General features: G+C 59.8%; 19 protein-coding genes and 1 pseudogene. 12 read left to right on the top strand and 8 right to left on the bottom strand.

Translation table 11 applies throughout. The features are described from left to right. Positions 1-14: 14 nt before the first annotated feature. The 5 genes from dnaA to mutM all read right to left on the bottom strand — a co-directional run bounded on the left by dnaA (position 15) and on the right by mutM (position 5,153). A complete protein-coding gene (dnaA, locus tag RMQ97_RS00100) occupies positions 15-1,448 on the bottom strand; it encodes a chromosomal replication initiator protein DnaA (RefSeq protein WP_413658787.1) in 1,434 nt (477 codons plus the stop codon). Positions 1,449-1,937: 489 nt separating this feature from the next. Then, the gene (rpsT, locus tag RMQ97_RS00095; RefSeq protein WP_413658786.1) at positions 1,938-2,204 is read right to left on the bottom strand and encodes a 30S ribosomal protein S20; all 267 of its coding nucleotides are present in this window, start codon (positions 2,202-2,204) and stop codon (positions 1,938-1,940) included. A 122-nt stretch (positions 2,205-2,326) separates the two neighbouring features. Continuing rightward, the gene (locus tag RMQ97_RS00090; RefSeq protein WP_413658785.1) at positions 2,327-3,103 is read right to left on the bottom strand and encodes an enoyl-CoA hydratase; all 777 of its coding nucleotides are present in this window, start codon (positions 3,101-3,103) and stop codon (positions 2,327-2,329) included. Between the two features lie 140 nt (positions 3,104-3,243). Next, positions 3,244-4,194, bottom strand: coding sequence for a TraB/GumN family protein (locus RMQ97_RS00085; protein WP_413658784.1), 951 nt, complete (start codon positions 4,192-4,194; stop codon positions 3,244-3,246). Positions 4,195-4,289: 95 nt separating this feature from the next. Further along, complete coding sequence (mutM, locus tag RMQ97_RS00080) at positions 4,290-5,153, bottom strand: bifunctional DNA-formamidopyrimidine glycosylase/DNA-(apurinic or apyrimidinic site) lyase (RefSeq protein ID WP_413658783.1); 864 nt, start codon at positions 5,151-5,153, stop codon at positions 4,290-4,292. 147 nt (positions 5,154-5,300) lie between these two features. Between mutM and ubiE the strand changes: the two genes are divergently transcribed. After that, positions 5,301-6,098 carry a bifunctional demethylmenaquinone methyltransferase/2-methoxy-6-polyprenyl-1,4-benzoquinol methylase UbiE gene (gene ubiE, locus RMQ97_RS00075; RefSeq protein WP_413658782.1) on the top strand — a complete coding sequence of 266 codons (798 nt, stop codon included), beginning with the start codon at positions 5,301-5,303 and terminating at the stop codon, positions 6,096-6,098. On the opposite strand, the gene RMQ97_RS00070 is transcribed toward ubiE, so the two are convergent. Continuing rightward, positions 6,060-6,494, bottom strand: a complete 435-nt coding sequence (locus RMQ97_RS00070) for a hypothetical protein (RefSeq protein ID WP_413658781.1) — start codon at positions 6,492-6,494, stop codon at positions 6,060-6,062. The genes ubiE and RMQ97_RS00070 overlap by 39 nt on opposite strands. A gap of 128 nt (positions 6,495-6,622) precedes the next feature. Between RMQ97_RS00070 and ubiB the strand changes: the two genes are divergently transcribed. The 5 genes and pseudogenes from ubiB to cysK all read left to right on the top strand — a co-directional run bounded on the left by ubiB (position 6,623) and on the right by cysK (position 11,575). Further along, positions 6,623-8,161 carry a 2-polyprenylphenol 6-hydroxylase gene (ubiB, locus tag RMQ97_RS00065; protein ID WP_413658780.1) on the top strand — a complete coding sequence of 513 codons (1,539 nt, stop codon included), beginning with the start codon at positions 6,623-6,625 and terminating at the stop codon, positions 8,159-8,161. Positions 8,162-8,215: 54 nt separating this feature from the next. Continuing rightward, on the top strand, positions 8,216-8,779 hold the full coding sequence (locus tag RMQ97_RS00060) for a protoglobin domain-containing protein (RefSeq protein WP_413658779.1): 564 nt from the start codon (positions 8,216-8,218) through the stop codon (positions 8,777-8,779). A 150-nt stretch (positions 8,780-8,929) separates the two neighbouring features. Next, positions 8,930-10,137: pseudogene (gene coaBC / locus RMQ97_RS00055) on the top strand (bifunctional phosphopantothenoylcysteine decarboxylase/phosphopantothenate--cysteine ligase CoaBC). Next, entirely contained in the window at positions 10,134-10,589 is a 456-nt protein-coding gene (gene dut, locus RMQ97_RS00050; RefSeq protein WP_413658778.1) for a dUTP diphosphatase, read from the top strand. The pseudogene coaBC and the gene dut overlap by 4 nt, the downstream one beginning before the upstream one ends. Positions 10,590-10,621: 32 nt before the next feature. Then, positions 10,622-11,575 (top strand): cysteine synthase A, encoded by a 954-nt coding sequence (cysK, locus tag RMQ97_RS00045; protein ID WP_413658777.1) that lies wholly within the window; start codon positions 10,622-10,624, stop codon positions 11,573-11,575. 90 nt (positions 11,576-11,665) lie between these two features. Here cysK and RMQ97_RS00040 read toward each other — a convergent pair whose 3' ends face one another. Next, positions 11,666-12,973: an ATP-dependent DNA helicase gene (locus RMQ97_RS00040; RefSeq protein WP_413658776.1), complete on the bottom strand. Its 1,308-nt coding sequence runs from the start codon at positions 12,971-12,973 to the stop codon at positions 11,666-11,668. Between the two features lie 125 nt (positions 12,974-13,098). On the opposite strand from RMQ97_RS00040, the gene RMQ97_RS00035 reads away from it, so the two are divergent. The 5 genes from RMQ97_RS00035 (at position 13,099) to RMQ97_RS00015 (ending at position 17,450) form a co-directional block, all read left to right on the top strand. Further along, the gene (locus RMQ97_RS00035) at positions 13,099-13,863 is read left to right on the top strand and encodes a HesA/MoeB/ThiF family protein (RefSeq protein ID WP_413658775.1); all 765 of its coding nucleotides are present in this window, start codon (positions 13,099-13,101) and stop codon (positions 13,861-13,863) included. Positions 13,864-13,907: 44 nt separating this feature from the next. Beyond that, positions 13,908-14,615, top strand: a complete 708-nt coding sequence (locus RMQ97_RS00030; protein ID WP_413658774.1) for an ABC transporter ATP-binding protein — start codon at positions 13,908-13,910, stop codon at positions 14,613-14,615. Next, a complete protein-coding gene (locus RMQ97_RS00025) occupies positions 14,615-15,856 on the top strand; it encodes an ABC transporter permease (protein WP_413658773.1) in 1,242 nt (413 codons plus the stop codon). The genes RMQ97_RS00030 and RMQ97_RS00025 overlap by 1 nt, the downstream gene beginning before the upstream one ends. A gap of 29 nt (positions 15,857-15,885) precedes the next feature. Further along, positions 15,886-16,575, top strand: coding sequence for a DUF3299 domain-containing protein (locus RMQ97_RS00020; RefSeq protein ID WP_413658772.1), 690 nt, complete (start codon positions 15,886-15,888; stop codon positions 16,573-16,575). 77 nt (positions 16,576-16,652) lie between these two features. Continuing rightward, positions 16,653-17,450 (top strand): MipA/OmpV family protein, encoded by a 798-nt coding sequence (locus RMQ97_RS00015; protein WP_413658771.1) that lies wholly within the window; start codon positions 16,653-16,655, stop codon positions 17,448-17,450. A 442-nt stretch (positions 17,451-17,892) separates the two neighbouring features. Here the strand turns inward: RMQ97_RS00015 and RMQ97_RS00010 are convergent, their stop codons facing one another. Next, on the bottom strand, positions 17,893-19,002 hold the full coding sequence (locus RMQ97_RS00010) for a DsbA family protein (protein ID WP_413658770.1): 1,110 nt from the start codon (positions 19,000-19,002) through the stop codon (positions 17,893-17,895). A gap of 125 nt (positions 19,003-19,127) precedes the next feature. On the opposite strand from RMQ97_RS00010, the gene RMQ97_RS00005 reads away from it, so the two are divergent. Continuing rightward, positions 19,128-19,243: FAD-binding protein (locus RMQ97_RS00005; protein WP_413659562.1), on the top strand; the 116-nt coding region annotated here is incomplete at its 3' end.

Genomic DNA, 19,243 nt, shown 5'->3' with positions numbered 1-19,243 from the left:
GCGGCTTGCCTCTTCTACTGACGCAGGGTGTGCATCAGCGTGTCGATGTCGCTGGCGATCGGGTCGCCCTTGTCGAGCATCTCGGTCACCTTGTTGACGGCGTGGATCACGGTGGAGTGGTCGCGTCCGCCAAAGCGTCGGCCGATGTCAGGCAAAGAGCGCGTCGTGAGCTTCTTTGACAGATACATCGCGACATGGCGGGGGCGCACAACCGATTGCGTGCGGCGCTTGGAGCAGATGTCCTGCGGTGTAACGCCGAAATGACGCGCTACAGCCTTCTGGATTTCGTCGACCGTCAGGCGTTTTTCGGTGGACAGCGATAACTCCTGCAGCGCAGAGGACACGGCTTCCATGCTTACCGGAAGGCCCAGCAGTGCCGTGCGACAGATGACATTGTTGAGAACGCCTTCCAGCTCGCGGGCGCTGGACGTGATGCGGGCAGCCAGGAAATCCCGAACGGTTTCTTCCACTTCCAGCACCGGGTAGTGTGATTTGGCCTGGGCGATCTTGCAGTCGAGAATCTGACGGCGCAGGTCCAGGTCCGGTGTGTTGAGCGGACAGGACAGGCCACCGGTCAAAAGCGAACGCAGACGATTATCCGCCACGGGCAATTCATTGGGTGCCCGGTGAGAGGCCAGGACGACTTGTTTGTGCTCGGCAGCGAGGGCGGCGATGGTGTGCAGGAATTCGTCTTCCGTCTTGGGCTTGCCGGCGATGAAGTGAACATCATCGATCAGCAGAACATCGACGCTGCGGACGGTTTCCTTGAAGGCGATGGTGTCGCGCTGTTTCATGGCGGTGACAAAGCCGGAGAGGAATTCTTCGGCTGTCAGATAGAGCGCCTTGCGCCCGGACGGTCCGTGCTCGATTGCGTTGGCGATGGCATGCATCAGGTGCGTTTTGCCGACGCCGTAATCGCCGTGGAAGAAGACCGGGTTGAACGGAGCAGCGTTCAGCGAGACGATCGAGCGGGCGGCGGCTGCTGCAAGCTCGTTTGCCGGTCCCACACGAAACGTATCAAACGTAAAGCGCGGCTCAATGGTTTTGGAGCTGGCTTGAGGAGATGCTGTTTCGCTTTTCGGTTGATCAGCGCGCGGAGCGTCTGAAAGCGCGACATCAATCGCGGAGGCCGGTTCGACCTGGCCTTCAGCCAACACATGGATCTCACGCAAAACCGGATCAAGTTCAGCCCAAATCGCACGAATGCGCGCGCCGGTATGATCTTCCACCCAATCGCGATCAAAACTGGTGGGCGCAATGATAATCACCGAACCGGTATCGCCCTGACGGACTCGCAGTCGTGCAATTTCTTGCGAATAGATTGCGGGCCCGCATTCGGTCCGAAGACGCGCTCTGACCTGCCGCCAAATGCCGGAAATTGCCCCGGTTTCCTGGTGTTCAAAGCCCGCTGAACGAGGCTCTGCAACCGCCGTTTTTTCGTACGCCATCTTCTTTCACCCTAAAGGTGTCACCCGCGTCGAGGCGGGCGCAAGTTATTGTTTTTTTGGCAAAATTCCCCCGCCAGCCGCGCGCGCATTGCGTCGCGCTTGCCTGTAATTTGATCCGCATGGGAATGATTGCCCTCAGGTGTTCCTAAGTTACGCCTTCCCCGTTTTCGGTCAACAGGATTCAACTCCGGAATCAGGAGATTCTTCGCTTGACACGAGAAATGCAAAGCGGCGTCAAAGCTTGCTGCATTGCAGCTATTTCAGTCCCTCCAAAAAGGTTCCGTCAAGCGACATTGCGGGCGTGTTGAAGGGCCAAAAATCAGCGTTTTTCGGGCAAACCCAAATGTCAGTAGTCAGACTAATAAAATATCAGAATTGAGAGCCTGTCTCAGTCGTTGACCCCTCTGCGTGACGCGCAAAGAAAAACGCCCGCAGTGGACACTGCGGGCGTCTATATTCAATTTCCGATTGATCGGAAATTCGTGTGGATCAGGCCGACATGGCCTTCACACGCGCCGTCAGGCGGGAGACCTTGCGGGAGCCGGTGTTCTTGTGCATCACGCCCTTGGACACAGCGCGCATCAGTTCGGACTCTGCGGAGCGCAGAGCTTCCTGAGCGGCAGGCTGGTCGCCGGCAACAATGGCCAGTTCCACCTTCTTCACATAGGTCCGCACGCGAGAGCGGCGGGATTTGTTGATGGCGGTGCGACGAGCGATCTTGCGCACCATTTTCTTGGCCGAGCTCGTATTGGCCATGTGTCATACCTCTTCCAGCAGCCGGCCGGTCACATTCTCAAGGCCGGGCGGTAAAATCCGTGAGCGGCGGCGTATAGGCCCTTGTGGCCTGCACGTCAACCATTCAGGTGACTCGGTGAGAGTCAGCGATGTTTGAAGTGGGGGCTGCGCTTCTCTGCAAAGGCAGCCATGCCTTCTTTTTGATCTTCCAGATTGAATTGCGACTGGAAGACACGACGTTCCCAGCGAATGCCTTCGTCCAGGGTCATCTCATAGGACCGGTTGATGGCTTCCTTGGTCTGCATGGCCACCACGAGCGATTTGGACGCGATCGTCTCGGCTGCCTGGAGGGCCACCTCAAGCAATTCATCGGCGGGGACGATACGGGCCACAAGTCCGGCGCGTTCGGCCTCCTCGGCATCCATCATGCGACCGGTCAGGCACAGATCCATGGCCTTGGCCTTGCCAATGGCGCGGGGCAGGCGTTGCGTGCCGCCGGCGCCGGGCATGACACCCAGATTAATCTCCGGCTGGCCGAATTTGGCTGTGTCCGAGGCGATGATGAAATCACACATCATGGCGATCTCGCATCCGCCGCCCAGGGCATAACCCGATACAGCCGCGAGAATGGGCTTGCGGAACCGGGCGACCGACTCCCAGGACTTGGCGAACGGATCATTCAGATAAAGATCCACCGCATTGCGGCCCTGCAATTCCTTGATATCGGCGCCGGCCGCAAAGGATTTCTTGGAGCCTGTCAGGACCACGCAGCCGATGTCGTCATCGGACTCAAACTGGGCAAGGGCTTCTGTGAGTTCGCCGGTCAGCTCGTCGCACAGCGCATTGAGCGCTTCGGGACGGTTCAGCGTGATGACGCCGACGCGGCCCTCTGTGCGGGTCTGGATCGTATTATAGGCCATATGGCACTCCGATTGGCTGTTCCGAATTCCGGCTATGCCGGAAAATCCGGCGATTGCATACATGAAGCCTGACCGGGGGTCGACACCCTGTCCGGTCGCAGAGTCACATGCTCCGCGACCAAACAGGCTAAAGGTCAAGTTTATTCAACTTCTTCCACGCCGAAGCCGGCATTGCGGAGAAGTTCAACAACCCCCTGCTCACCGGGCAAATGCGCGGCACCGACAGCGACAAAGGTGACGCCACCGGGGGTTTCGTCGATCATCGTCTCAATCGATTCCACCCAGGCGTAGTTGCGCGAGGCGATGAGGGTTTCATAGATGATCTCATCACCGCCGGACATGGATTCCAGAACCAGCTGGTCAAGCGTGACCATATCACCTTCGGCCCATGCCTTGAGAAGGTCATCCAGCATGGCCGGGTTTGTCGCCATTTCGTCGAGGGATGCTTCCAGGGCCGCCAGAGACACCTCGTCCGGAATATTGGCAAAGAAGTTCAGCTGCTGTTCAGCGGTCTCGAAAAACAGCATGGCATGGCTGCCGTTCGTTGAGGCCTGGGTGAAGAAATACTGGTCGACACCGCTATTGGGGTCAAAACCCTGATTGGTGATGTAGCCCACGCCAAGGATGACGCTGGCGAGCCAGGGGCGCATCGGATTGATGCTGGCCTCAAGAGCCTCTGCGGGTACACCAAGGGTCGTCGCCAGGGCTGCCAGGTCTGTGCGAGCCTCAGCGGACAGGCGTTCGGCAAGCGGTGTACCGGACCCATCCAGGCCCAGCTGACCGATAAGCGGTTGCATCGAGGCCTGGGCCTGGGGCGAATAGGCATCTGCTTCCAGGATCAGCGTGTCAGCCTCAAGGAAAGCGCTGGCAACCTTGTCTGTGTTCCAGGCCAGGTCGGACGGCAGGACGTGGAATGTGCCGAACAGATAGACCTTGTGATCATCGGCCTCGAGCACATAGAGCGCCGGGTCCACATTAAAGCCGGACGTGTCAACCTGTGCGGCATGGGCCGAGGCCAAGGTGACGACCGGAGCGAGAAGACCGGCCACACCTGCAAGCAGTTGGCGGCCGAGGGTCGAGAAGGAAAACATGAATTTGCCTTTTGGAACAACGAAGGGTAGGGCGTGATAGCATCGCAGCTCGCGGTCGAGTTCAAGGGGAAATGCGTGTGGGCCGGTCCCTTGGTTCAACGTTGGCAGCGACGACAGAAAAAGGTTGAGCGGCCCGACTGTACAATGCGGTCGATCGAGCCCGGACATCCATCATTGATGCACGCCTCCCCTTCGCGGCCATATGCCCGAAATGTATGCTGGAAATAGCCAAGAGCGCCATCCGTTCCGGCGAAATCGCGGAGGCTGGATCCGCCGGCCTCTATAGCCCGGGACAGAATGCGGCGGATGGCGGGAACGAGGCGGGCATTGCGTGCACCCACGAGGGTCTTGGCCGCACGGCGTGGACTGATCCGCGCTTCGTGCAGGGCTTCGCAGACATAGATATTGCCAAGGCCCGCTATCAGCGACTGGTCGAGCAGGGCGGTTTTTGCGGGCGTGGACTTGTTTCGAAAGGCTTCGTCCAGATACGCCGTTGAAAAGGCGTTGGACAAGGGTTCGGGACCTAGACTGGTGAGATAGGCGCAGGCGGTGTCATCATCGGTACTAAACAGGTCCATGAAACCGAAACGACGCGGATCGTTATAGCGAACCGTGACGCCGTTCTCCGCCTCCAGAACGACATGATCATGTCGAGGATTGGCGGGCTGGGCGTGGACAAAATCACCGGGCTGGGTGCTGTCCGTGTCGGACTCGATGGAAAAGCGACCGGACATGCCCAGATGGCTGAGCAGGGTTTCGCCGGAGGAGAGGCGGAACAGCAGGTATTTGGACCGGCGGTCAATGCGTTCGATGGTCTTGTGTTCCAGTCTTTGCTGCATCCGTTCGGGAAAGGGGAAACGAAGATCGGGGCGGCGAATATCCACCCTCAGCAGGCGTCGGCCTTCCAGCGCGGGTATGAGGCCTCTGCGAACGGTTTCGACCTCGGGCAGTTCGGGCATGACATACTCCGCTCTTCGATGCGTATCGAACATTAGGGCGTTCTCCAGGGGCTTCACCAGTCGTCACTGCACCTGGCGTGCGGTATGCGACCTTGTGAACCGCGCCCAAGTCTTTCGGTTGATGCGGCCTTGCCCTAGATTGGCCTCATGACACAGCGCCAGACCTCCTCGCCCTCACCCCAGGATACAGCCTCGTTCGGATTTCGGGATGTGCCGGCATCTGAAAAAGCCGGACTTGTCCGTGATGTCTTCGACAAATCGGCACGCCGCTATGACCTGATGAATGATCTGATGTCGCTGGGCGTTCACCGGGTCTGGAAGGATATGGTGATCACGCGGGCCAATCCGCAGCCCGGACAAACTCTGATCGATGTCGCGGGAGGCACGGGCGATCTGGCGCGCAGTTTCCTGACAAAGGCGGATCGGGCGGCGCGTCGCCGGGGGCGTGTGGGGGATGCCCGGGCGATTGTTCTGGATATCAATGAACAGATGTTGCGCGCTGGCGTGAAGCGGGGCGTCTCGGACACTCATTCCGGACGCATCGACTGGGTAACAGGAAATGCCCAGTATCTGCCACTCCCGGACCGGCTGGCAGACTGTGTGACGATCTCGACCGGTATCCGCAACGTCACTGACCGGTCGCTGGCGCTCCGCGAGATGCGACGCGTGCTCAAGCCAGGCGGGCAGTTCCTGTGTCTCGAATTCACCCGGCCAACCAGTCGCGCCTGGGAGGCCCTCTACGATGCCTGGTCGTTCAACGTGATGCCGACGCTCGGTGAACATGTCGCCAAAGATCGGGACAGCTATCAATATCTTGTGGAGTCGATCCGGCGCTTTCCGGACCAGGAGAGTTTTGCGCAGGAACTGCGCGATGCCGGGTTCAACCGTGTGAGTTACACGAATTTTTCAGGCGGTATCGCAGCGCTCCATACCGGCTGGGCCTGAAGAAGCGCGGGTCTGGGCAAGCCATGACCGGGCCAGAGCCTCGCTTTCAAACAGGCGGGCTTCAGACGGGTAGTGGGTCCGGGTCATCAAGATCCAGTATTCGATAATAGGCCGGTAGAGATCGTTGCTGCACACATGAGCCACGCGTGTCATCTCGCCGTGCTGGGCATGGGTCAGAGTGTTCGCCATGACGGGCTTGATCCGTGCCAGGCTGTCGATGTCGAGATCGCCATACTGGCCGCCATCATGAATGACCAGGCGATCAAAATCACTTTGCCAGTCGGGATCTGCCACGAGGGTCTCCAAGAGTTTGGGGCCGTCTTCAGCCTTTACGGGACCTTGAAACCGGATAAGCGCCAGCTTGTTGTGAGCATCGATTTCCGCAACATGTCTCATTAGGAAACCATATTGGCGCGCTAGGTGGATGTCGAGAATATTTCAATCCCATAATGGATCCGATCCGGGCGCGGCGCGACTTCACGTCGCCCTCGCCAAGACCCCCGCTTGCGTCTAAACCCTCCGGCATGTTGTCGCGACTTTCCGCCCTGTTCCGCCTGATTCATGCTGCGCTCACGCTGGTGCGCCACGATGCCGTGCTACCCTTGGAGTATCAGGCGCTTTACCCCTGGCCTGCCCGGTTTGTCGGGCGTGTCCTGCGTGTGTTTGCTAAGCGGGCTCGCGAAGACAATCCGGGAGAGAGACTGGCGCGGGCTCTTGAAAAACTCGGCCCGTCCTATGTGAAGCTTGGCCAGGTTCTCGCGACACGTGGGGACGTGATCGGGCCGCGTTTTGCGCGCGGTCTCTCTCGTCTGCAGGACCGCATGCCCGCCTTTGGCATGTCCGAGGCCCGAAAAACCCTGACCGAGGAGTTTGGCGCAGAGCCCGAAGACCTGTTTGACACGCTGGGTGAACCCGTCGCTGCGGCATCGATTGCCCAGGTCCACAAAGCGCGCCTGGCGGATGGACGAGACGTTGCGGTCAAGATCATCCGACCGGATATCGAGCTCCGGATCGCGCGCGACATCGAGTCCCTGGAGCTGGGGGCGAAGCTGGCCGAGCGGTTTTTCCCGGCCAGTCGACGGCTCGAACCTGTGAAATTTGTCGAGACCGTCTCGCGGTCCTTGCGTCTGGAAACGGATCTGCGACTTGAGGCGGCATCGGCGACGGAGCTGGCGGAGGCGTCGCGGTCTGTCGAGGGATTTTGCATTCCCGATGTGATCTGGGAGCGCACCAGCAAGCGCGTTCTCACCACGCAATGGATTGAAGGCATTGCGCTGACAGACGAGGCCGGACTGGATCAGGCCTCCATTGATCGCACCGCCCTGGCCCAGCTGGCGACACGCGCCTTCCTTGGCACGGCTCTGGACCACGGGGTGTTTCACGCTGACATGCATGCCGGCAATCTGTTTGTGGATCGGGATGAGCGTCTGTGGGCCGTGGATTTTGGCATAATGGGTCGGATTGGACGGGATGAACGACGGTTCCTCGCGCAGATCCTGCACGGATTTCTGACCCGGGACTATCTGGCTGCGGCAAAGGCTCATTTCGCAGCGGGTTATGTGCCCAAGGGTCATTCGATCGAGGATTTTGCCAGCGCGCTGCGTGCGGTCGGCGAGCCGATCTTTGGCAAGACAGCGGATGAAGTGCCAATGTCGCGCGTTCTCCTGCAATTGCTTGAGATTACCGAAATCTTCGACATGCGTCTTCGTCCAGAGTTAATTATGCTGCAAAAGACCATGGTGCAGTGTGAGGGTGTCGCGCGCATGCTCGATGACCGGCACGATATGTGGCAGGCCTCTGCACCGGTGGTCGAGACCTGGATGAAACGAGAGCTCGGCCCGGAAGGGCGTTTGCGCGATGCGCGGCTTCACCTGGAGCGGGTTGTGGAGGCCCTGGGGCGTTTGCCCGGAGCGATCGATACCTGGGCCGAGCTGGGAGACGAGATCCGTTCGGGCGGTCTGACACTGGCGCGCTCGGGATCATCTGGCGGCCGGTGGGTATGGGGCACGGGATTGATTGCAGCTCTTGCTGCGGGTGCAGCAATTGGCTGGGCCTTTTTATAGAGTTTGATCCAAATCCTACATGGTTTGGAAACAACTCTGTGGTTGTGTGAGCCCATGACCAGTTTCGTGATACCGACCGCTGAACAACGCGATGACCATCTGGAATATTTCCGGATTGATCAGGATGTAATCAAGACCGTCCGCAACATGCGTAAACGGTTGATGCGGCACTATGACGTGTGTCTGGAGACCGTTTTCGACCATCTGGAATCCATGCCGGAGGTCGCTCACTATTTCATTATTCCGGAAAATCTCGGCTATCTCAAACTGGGTCTGCGGGCCCATGCGGAAATCGTGTTTCAGGCGAAATTCGACGAGCATTATTACCGCGAGTGTGACGTGATCGGTGAGCGCCACTCCAAGCTTGAATATCCCTCACACGCCTACACCTCGGGGTATTCCAACATGCTGGCGGCCGTAATCGAGCGGGGCATGAAAGACAAGCCGACCATGAAACCCGCAGAAGTCATCGCACTGAACCGGGTCTGCCTGTATGACATGGAACTGGTCATGGCCTCTTTCCACCGTCACCAGCTGGAAAAACAAGCTGCACTCCATGCAGATGCTCTGCGTGTCCGGGACATGATCGCCAATACACCACACAGTCAGACGGGCTGACATTCCCAACTATCCTGCAATCACTGATGAGCCCGCAAAACCGGCTGGCTCGCAAAAAAGTGTGCTCGTTCGCCGATCCTGTCAGCGAGCGGGTCTTTCGGTTTGTGGCGCAGCTCGTTAGGTATGCGGGAGCGAAATGTGGAGAGGCCCGTGAGCGAGAAGCGGATCCTGTTGATCATCGGCGGTGGTATCGCTGCCTACAAATCGTTGGAGCTCATTCGGGAGCTCAGGCGTCGCGGCATTGCGTCCCGCTGTATTCTGACCCGCTCCGGATGTGAGTTTGTGACACCGCTTTCGGTTTCGGCGCTCTCCGGTGATAAGGTCTATCAAGACCTGTTCGACCTGACTGACGAGGCCGAGATGGGGCATATCGAGCTATCGCGGTCTGCGGATTTGATTGTCGTTGCCCCGGCCACCGCTGACCTGATGGCCCGGGCTGCTCACGGCATGGCCAATGATCTGGCCGCGACAACCCTGCTGGCAACCGACACTGCGGTCCTGATGGCGCCCGCCATGAATGTGCGGATGTGGGAACATCCGGCGACACAGCGAAACCTGGCGACGCTGACCGCTGATGGCGTGTCCTTCGTCGGACCGGACAAAGGCGATATGGCCTGCGGTGAGTTTGGACCCGGACGGATGGCGGAACCACAGGTTATCGCCGATGCGATTGAGGCGAAGCTCGCATGACACGGTCCTTGGCGGGATACAGGATTGTGCTGACGGCCGGTCCGACGCTCGAACCGATTGACCCGGTTCGTTTCATTTCCAATCGATCAAGCGGGAAACAGGGTTATGCGCTGGCCCAAGCCTGTGCGGATCTGGGTGCGGATGTCGTACTGGTGTCCGGCCCAACCGCGCTTGTCGATCCCCAGGGTGTAACGACGATCCGCATAGAAACGGCGCGCGAGATGCTGGCTGAGGTTGAGGCACGACTTCCAGCGGATGTCTTTATCGCGGTTGCGGCGGTCGCTGACTGGCGGCCGGCCGAGGTTTCGGACAAGAAGATCAAGGGTGACAAGGGCGCCATGGGGCAGCTCGCCCTGGTGGAAAATCCCGACATTCTCAAAACGATCAGCCAAAGGCCTGTAGGTCGCCCGGGACTGGTCATCGGCTTTGCGGCGGAGACGCATGACGTCGAGACCCATGCCCGGGGCAAGCTTCACCGCAAGGGCTGTGACTGGATCATCGCCAATGATGTTTCAGGTGATGTGATGGGGGGCGATCAGAATGCTGTCCAGATCATCTCCCGGGCTCCGTCCGAACAATCCGAGCGGGCCAGCAAGGCCGAGATCGCAGAATGGATCGCCCAGCGCATTGCCCGCGCTGTCACACAAGTTTCTGAGGGACAGGCATGAATACCGTGAACGTCAAGATCAAACCCCTGCCGCACTATGAGGGTCTGGCCCTGCCCGCCTATGAGACGGCCTTGTCGGCCGGCATGGATTTGCGGGCCGCCATTGCGGCAGACGAACCCGTCGTGATCCCGCATGGGGAATGGCGATTGATCCCGGTCGGAATTGCGATCGCCCTGCCGCCGGGTTTTGAGGCCCAAGTGCGTCCGCGATCCGGCCTCGCAGCCAAAAAAGGCATTACCTGTGTCAATGCGCCGGGCACGGTGGACGCGGATTATCGCGGTGAGATCAAGGTCAATCTGATCAATCATGGTCAGGATGATTTTGTCGTTCAGCGCGGGGAACGCATCGCGCAAATGGTCATTGCACCGGTCATTCAGGCTGAGTGGACCGTTGCAGAGGCACTGGACGAGACCGAGCGGGGAAGCGGCGGCTTCGGATCCACAGGCGTCTAGAACTTTCCGTATTCAGGACAAAGGATAAAGGCATGAGCATGCAACCCGGCCGCGGCCGCATCTATTCCGATATCACCGAGACCATTGGCGATACGCCGCTGGTCGAGCTGGGCCAGTTCGCCAAGGCCCATGGGGCCAAGGCCCGGATCCTGGCCAAGCTGGAGTTTTTCAATCCGCTGGCCTCCGTCAAGGACCGGATTGGCGTGGCGATGATTGATGCTCTCGAAGCGGCCGGCAAGCTGGGCGAGGGCGCCGTCATGGTCGAGCCCACATCGGGCAATACCGGTATCGGACTGGCCTTTGTCGCAGCGGCGCGCGGGCACCGGCTCATCCTCACCATGCCGGAAAGCATGTCGATGGAACGCCGGGCCTTGCTCAAATACCTGGGTGCGGAACTCGTGCTGACAGAAGCGGCCAAGGGCATGAAGGGGGCGATCGCCAAGGCCGAGGCATTGCTGGCCGAGACGCCCGGCGCTGTGATGCCGAGCCAGTTTGCCAATCCGGCCAATCCGGAGATCCACCGCAAGACAACGGCTGAAGAGATCTGGAATGACACGGCCGGAGAGGCCGATGTTCTGGTGTCCGGCGTCGGAACAGGCGGCACACTCACCGGTGTGGCGTCCGCATTGAAGGCCCGCAAGCCGGGTTTCCATGTTGTCGCGGTCGAGCCAACCGATAGCCCGATCCTGTCGGGTGGAGCTCCCGGACCGCACAAGATCCAGGGCATTGGTGCCGGTTTTGTGCCGGACATCCTCGAGACCGATCTGATCGACGAGGTCGTGACGGTGTCCAATGACGAGGCTTTTGCGACGGCCCGTGAGGCGGCCCGCCTTGAAGGTGTGCCGGGCGGAATTTCCTCGGGTGCGGCCCTGAAGGCAGCAGCCGAGATCGCGGCACGGGATAATATGGCAGGCAAGACGATTGTGGTGATGCTGGCCAGCTGTGCGGAGCGCTATCTATCTACCGCGCTTTTCGACGGCGTCTGAGGCATGGGCGTTGTGGGGATTGGCCTGAGGCCTGTCCCCATAGCGCGAGCACGGGTTTGATGAGGCCCTTCAGTGCTCTTTCGATGCTGACTAGCGGTCCAGGAGGACGCTTGACGGCGCGGGATCGCAGAAGGATTTTACGTCAAATATCCGCGGGTCGGCGATGATATCCTGGGGGGTGAGCGGGCGCGACAGCTCCAGGCCGTCCAGTGTACGAGCCCTTGAAAGCGCGACATAGGCCTGGCCGTGGGCGAACAGACGCCGGGCCAGGTCCAGATACACCTTGTCGAGTGTCAGGCCCTGGGCCTTGTGAATGGTCATCGCCCAGGCCAGACGCAGCGGATATTGCGTGTAGGCCCCTTTGACCGACTGCGTCAGCCCCTGTTTTGCGGGATCAAATTCATACGCATTGCGTTCCCATTTCTGGGGCTCGACCGCATACACCTGATCACCGATCCGAACGCGAACGGCCGCCTCGTCAAATCCCTCGATCTCGCCGAGTGTTCCGTTGACCCAGCGGCCACCGGGATCATTTCGGGTGAGCATGACGCGGGCACCGATCTTCAGGAACAATGGATTGTCCATGGGAAACAGGCGTGGATCAAACTGCCCCTCGATCTTGGCATCGAAGGATCGTCCGGGTGTATTGAGCCCCTGGAGCCGGGCCTGGTTGATCCGGTTTGCGGCTTCATTGGTCGCGGTCAGGACCACATGGGTCAAGCTCGCTTCCAGGCCGGAGAGCCCGGTAACTCGCTCATTCAGACGTTCGGCCTGGTCTCCGTCGATATCGCCATCACGAACAGCGTTCAGGATGTCGATGAAATCTTCGTCCGACTGTCGGAAGACTTCCTCCAGCTCGACCATTTGAATCCCTGCATCGCGAAAGCTGGGTGGATGGAAGAAAAAGGGGCCTAGGTGGGAGAGTTCAAGATACTCCGCCTCCGCCCCCTGGATAACCGGTGGTAGCTGAGCCAGATCGCCCACCAGAATGATCTGGACGCCGCCAAACGGTTCGGCACTGTCCCGGTTGAGACGTAGTGCGGCATCGATGGCCCACATCATGTCGGAACGCACCATCGAGATTTCGTCAATCACCAGGGTGTGCAGGGCCTGAATTGCGCGCCGGTGCCTTACTTTCTTGATATCGCGGCCCTCAATCAGGCGCGGCGGAAAATGAAAGAACGAGTGGATGGTCTGTCCGCCCGCCTGCATAGCGGCGACACCGGTCGGGGCCAGAACGGCGGCTCGGCTGCCCGCACGTCGCAGGAATTCGCGCATCAACGTGGTTTTTCCTGTCCCGGCACGACCGGTAAGGAAGACATTGGGGCGATCTCGCAACAGCCATGTGAGCAGGCGGTTTTGGCTCTCGGAGAGGGTTGGGGCGGAAAGGGTCGACATGGCGCGGACACTGCCGTGTTTTGACCTGTCTCGCCAGTTTATCAGTGAGATTGGCCGGTCATCCGGACGGGTTTTCCACGCCCGGGCCCTTGATTGATCGAGCGCACTCAGCCAACTCCTGTCCTATGACCGATGAAATCGATATCGAACGCTTCGCGCGACACATCATGTTGCGCGAGATTGGCGGTGCGGGTCAGCAGGCGCTCGCGAAGGCGCATATCGTGCTGATCGGGGCAGGTGGTCTGGGCGCACCGGCCGCGCTCTATCTCGCTGCAGCGGGTGTCGGACAACTGACCCTGGTCGACGAAGATACGGTCAGCCTCAGCAATCTGCAGCGCCAGATCCTGTTCACTACCCCTGATGTGGGGCGGCCCAAGGTCGAAGTTGGTGCCGAACGGCTCAGCGCACTCCATCCGGGGACACGGATCGACACCGTGGCCCGAATGCTTGATACCTCAAACGCGCAGTCGATCTTGGCTGGCGCGGACCTGATCCTGGATGGCTGCGACAATTTCGAGACTCGCTATGCGGTCAACGCGGCGAGCCGCGCCCTCGGGATCCCACTGGTGTCAGGAGCAGTCGGTCGCTGGGATGGCCAGGTGGGGCTGTTCAACGCGTCGCCGCAGAGCCCGTGTTACCGGTGCTGGGTGCCCCAGGCACCACCCGATGCCGAGACCTGCGCGGCTGTGGGAATTGTGGGTGCGTTGACCGGTGTGATCGGATCGATGATGGCGCTTGAAGCCATCAAACACATCTGTTCGGCCGGAGAGACGCTGGATGGACGCCTGTACCTGTTTGACGGGTTGAGTCTGACTGGGCGGACCGTCCGCCTGCCCCGGGACCCAGCCTGCACAGGGTGCGGTTCTGTGTCCGCCTCGACAGGTCTATAGGGCTCCCATATAACGGCTCTTCCGCTAGTTGTTTGCCGAGTGCCATGACCGCTTCTCCCACTGAAGACGCTGCCATCGAGATCAAGTCTGTAGTGTTTGCCTGGCCCGGCCAGGCCCCTGTTCTGGATGTGGATCGTTTTTCACTCTCACGGGGTGAACGTGTCTTTCTTGTTGGCCCGTCCGGCTCAGGCAAGAGTACGCTGCTGGGACTGATCGCCGGCGTGTCCAAACCCCAGCAGGGCGAGATAAACGTGCTGGGTGTCGACATGACTGCGCTGAGTGACTCGCGTCGCGATGCCCTGCGTGCCGATCAGCTGGGCGTGATCTTCCAGCTGTTCAACCTTCTGCCCTTCCTCAGCCCGATCGAGAATGTGCTCCTGCCGCTGCGGTTTTCATCGGCGCGCGCGCGGCGCGTCGAAGGGAGTGATCGCTCTGAAGCCCTGCGCCTACTGAACCGGCTGGGCCTGGAGGGCGATGTTCTGACCCGTCCGGCCGTCAATCTGTCGGTCGGACAACAGCAACGCGTTGCCGCCGCCCGGGCGCTGATCGGTTCTCCGGGACTGGTGATCGCCGATGAACCTACCTCGGCGCTTGATGCTGATACGCGCGATGCCTTTATCGGGCTTTTGAAAGAGGAATGCGCCCGGACTGGCGCAGCCCTGTTGTTTGTCAGCCATGATCCGGGCTTGGCGGGTTCTTTTGAGCGCGTGGTCGATTTGCGCGAGATCAATACAGCCGGGGAGACGGTCTGATGCGGTTCATGATCGTTCAACTGGCGCTGAAAAGTCTGGCCAATCGACGCATGTCGGCCCTGTTCACGATTTTGGCCGTAGCGCTGAGCGTCTGTCTTTTTCTCGGGGTAGAAAAGGTGCGGACGGGGGCACGGGCGAGTTTCGAGATGACTATCTCGGACACGGATCTGATTGTTGGCGCCCGGTCCAGCTCCATCAATCTCTTGCTCTATACCGTATTCCGCATCGGTGACCCGACAGGGGGGGTGAGCTGGGAGAGTTATGAGCAGATCGCAAACGCGCCCGGTGTGGCCTGGACGGTGCCGCTATCACTGGGAGACAGTCACCGCGGTTATCGGGTGATCGGCACGACGGAAGCGTATCTCGAGCGCTATAAATATGCGGGAGACCAGTCTTTGCGACTGTCGCAGGGGGGCTGGTTCGCGGAGCCTGACGAGGTGGTCCTGGGCGCCGAGGTGGCGCGTGCGCTCGAATATGGTCTCGGTCAGGAGATCGTCCTGGCTCATGGAGTGGGCGCGGTCAGTTTCGCTGAGCATGATAACTATCCCTTCCGGATCGTCGGCATCCTCGCGCCGACAGGCACCCCGGTCGATCGCAGCGTCCATGTGAGCCTGGAAGGCCTGGATGCCATGCATGGTCTGGTCGAGGCGCATGAGGATGAGGACGAGCATGACCACAGTCATGAGCCGCAGCAGATCTCGGCTTTCCTTCTGGGCATGGACAGTCCCGTGCAGATCCTTCGTATTCAAAGGCAGATCAATACCTATCCCGCCGAGGCCCTGAGCGCGGTCATCCCGGGTGTGGCGCTCAGTCAGTTGTGGACGGTGATCGGGGCCGGCGAGCGTGCTCTGCAGGCCATCTCCGTCTTTGTGGTACTGGTGGGGCTGATCAGCGTTCTGACGAGTCTGTCATCGAGCGTCAATGAACGGCGGCGGGAAATGTCTATCCTGCGCGCTGTTGGCGCCCGTCCTGCACATGTGTTTGGCCTGATCGTGAGTGAAACACTGATCCTGTCACTCGCGGGTGCGCTTGGCGGATTTGTGATCGTCCATACGCTGTTGATGGGCCTGACGGGCTGGGTCGCTTCGCAGTATGGTCTATCTGTTCAATTGGCAGGCCCTGGCCTGATGGATGTCCTGACGATTGCCGGCGTGACGATTGCGGGCGGCGTTATGGGGCTACTGCCGGCCTGGCGGTCGCTGAGACTGTCGCTGACGGATGGATTGTCGATCCGGCTCTAGTCAGAGCCTTGATTTTGAAGGGTTTCAATATGACGCGCGAATGGTTGTCTGTGTCTGTGCTACCGATTTTCACTTTGGGGCTGATCGCGTGTTCTGCCGGGGGCGGCGAAGCTGAAGCCGATACGGCCGAGACTGTGGAGGCGGAAACCGCTGCCGTGGTTGAGCTGGAGAGTGAAGCCGGAAGCGTAGCCGACAACCGCCTGCTGGCCAGTCTGTCCACCAGTGTCGAGGTGCCGTCGACGACCGGGTCTGAAACACAACCGGCGGGTGAGGCTACCGACTTTATCGAAATCAACTGGGATGACCTTCTGCCAGAAGGTGAGATGGAGCGGATCGAACAGCTCTACAACGCCACGCAGATGATGTCTGAAATGAACCATTTCGGCGGGCCGGCCATTCAGATCGGTACATTCAATGTGGAAGAGAGTCTGATCGGTGAAACGATCAAGATGCCGGGCTTCATCCTGCCCCTGGAGTATGAGCGCGGAGCCATGATCAGCGAATTCCTGCTGGTCCCCTATTTTGGTGCCTGTGTTCACACCCCGCCCCCGCCGCCGAACCAGATTGTCTATGTCACGATTGACGAGCCCATTCGTGTCGAGCGCATGTGGGATCCGGTATATGTGACAGGCGTTCTCAGCGCTGATCGCCACATGAATGAGCTGGGTGATGCCGCCTATACGCTGCGGCTTCTCGATCACGAGCCGTACGAGTTTTAGCAGAGCTCGCAATGCCTGCTTGACTTCCCGACCGGGTGCGACATGTCTGTTCGCATACCATTTGGAGGTTTGTTGTTATGGTTTTGCGTCTAGCTGTTGCCGCCTTGTCCACCGTGTGTCTGGCGGGCGCCGCCCAAGCTCAACGGGGCGAGGATCCCGGTCTCATGATCGCAGCAGGCGCGGCTTATACACCCGACTATCTGGGATCGGATGATTTTCGCGTTATCCCCTTTGGTGCCGTGCGCGGTCGTATCGCGGGCATGCGGATCGAGACGGATGGCCCAGGGCTGACCCTGACCATCAATCCGGACAGTGCAATCCAGTATGGCCCCTATGTCCGCTATCTGCAGGGCCGCGATGCGGGGGATATCGATGACACTGTCGTGCGATTGATGCCGGATGTGGACGCTGGTGTCGTTGGGGGAGGGTTTGTGCGCGCCCAGGTGGCCAATGAGGTCTTCCTGCCGCGCGACCGGGTTTTCCTGTCGGGCCGTGTGGGTACAGACATCACCGGGACATTTGACGGCATCACCTGGGAAGCCAGCGCGACTTACGGGTTTGGGGTTTCTGAATCCCTGATCTTTGCGCTCAGTGCCAGTGTTTCCGGTTCGCCGGACGACTATGCCGACCAGCTCATGTCGATCTCTGCAGAGGAATCAGCTCTGACCGGTCTCGACACGTTTGCTGCGGATGGGGGCATCCGAGATGTGGGACTGACTGCGCTGGCCAATTACCGTTTCAGCGATGATTGGTCCTTGTGGCTTATTTCGAACTATTCCAAATTGCAGGGTGACTTTGCGGATAGCCCGCTGGTCAGTGTGCGTGGTTCTGATGACCAGTTCTTCGCAGGTATTGCGATCGGTCGTCAGTTCTGACGGCTGGGGATGTCCGGCAAGGGTGAGAGAAAGCCTTGTGCTTTCCAGAGCGAGAGTGGGGATGACTCTGGCGGGAGCCATCCCCTCTTGGCCATGTTTGCGCTAGTTGGTCGATAGATCAGGCAAACGCTCTTCCGGATATCTCCAGTAACATCCGTCAGATTTTATGGCTCAAGCTCGCGTCAATCTCGCTCATTCAAAGTCATACTCAAACGCGCGGAACGTAAGAATCCGTTCCTTGCAGCCCACGGAAGGCTGCACAAAGAGTTCCGCTCAGTCTCTCTTGGTGATGCCCACCCTTCGGTGTTCGTCATCCATATGACATATGAAGCTGAACTGTATTCGTATTACAAGCCCATATTTGGGGGAGACCTGAGAAAAAGCGCCTATATATTGATGTAGCGTTCAGTTTGCTCGCCTCTTCATTCGGAGGCAGATCGCTCTAACTTTCGGAAGGCGTTGCTGATTTTGCCAACCAACCCGCCGCCCGGGCCAGACGATCTTGGCCGAAGGCAAATTGTCCGTCTACGGACAGGCTGGGCACGCCCCACAAGCCCATCTCGAACAGGGCCTGTCGATTGAGCTCAAACGCCTCTTTCCAGCTTTCATCGTTGAGGGCAGCTCGGACCTGATCCCAGGACAGGCCCGCGCGCTGGGCCAGGTGGTTCAGCCCTTGCGGCGTTGTCGCGTCCACGCCTTCACTGAAAGCGCCGCGCAGGAAACTCAACGCAAACCCGAACCCTTTATTGTTGGACAGTGCATGATGGAGCACGGCCAGCCCCCGCTCGACCCCCGGCCCCAGCGGGTCGTGGATCCTGCCAAAATCACAGCCCTGATAATCGGCCAGGCGTGTGCAATCGCGCACGATGTAGACCCGTTTCGCCCAGGGTACCGGCAGGTTCCGCATCACCATGGGCAGAACCGGTTTGAGATGAATCCGGGTGTTCCAGACCGATCGGACCTGCGCCAAGCGTTCAAGTATTAAATAGCTATAGGGGCTGCGCAGGGAGAGATAGACGTCCATTTCGCCGCCCAGTTCCATCTCCGGCAGGCGTGGCGGAGCGAGCGTGAGATCCTGCCGCCCACCTCCTAGCCGGTTTTCCAGGAAGTGGAGACGGTCTATGCCCCAAAACCACTCTCCCTCGAACCAGGTCATGGCACTGGCATAGTGCCCGAGTTTGAGACGCAAAGCCTCTCCGGTTTCCACCGGGCTCATGTCGAGGGAGGCGCTGGGGCTGGCGTTCGGGTCGAGACCGTACTCCTGCGCGAGTAGCTCGGCGTCCTGTTGTGACCAGCGTGCCAGGCGCTCGCGTTCCGGTGCTGCAGATGCAACGGGCGGACCGACCTGGTGCCAGTGTATCCGGGCACCCAGTCGATCGGCCAAGGGCGGAAGGGCTTGAGCCAGTAGTTCGGAATAGGGTTCGCCGGGCTCGATGAAGGCCTGAAGCACAGGCGGTTCGCGTCTGATCCGACGGATAGCGGCACGTCCGCTGTAAGACAGGGCGGCGAGGGTTCGGCTGGTCAGGATTTGCGGTACGAGTGTCTTGATCAAGGTCGGATCTCCCTGAGTGCGATTGGCGAAGTGTTGGCACCACTTGTCAAGACAAGGCGAAATGCCGATGGGTGGGTTTGAACCGAAAGGCGCGATAGGGCGGACAGGGTTCGAAAGGAATTCGCATGACGAGCGTGTTTGCGCGAGCCGATTATGACCTCATCGTCCTGGGCGCCGGGGCCGCGGGCCTGTTCTGCGCTGCGCGTGCCGGTCAGGCAGGCCTGTCGGTTCTGCTGATCGA

Origin of the sequence: Maricaulis sp. D1M11, assembly GCF_047308265.1 — a bacterium.
Classification (GTDB): Bacteria; Pseudomonadota; Alphaproteobacteria; order Caulobacterales; family Maricaulaceae; genus Maricaulis.
The sequence above is the reverse complement of the archived record's forward strand: the minus strand, read 5'-3'. Positions and strand labels throughout refer to the sequence as shown.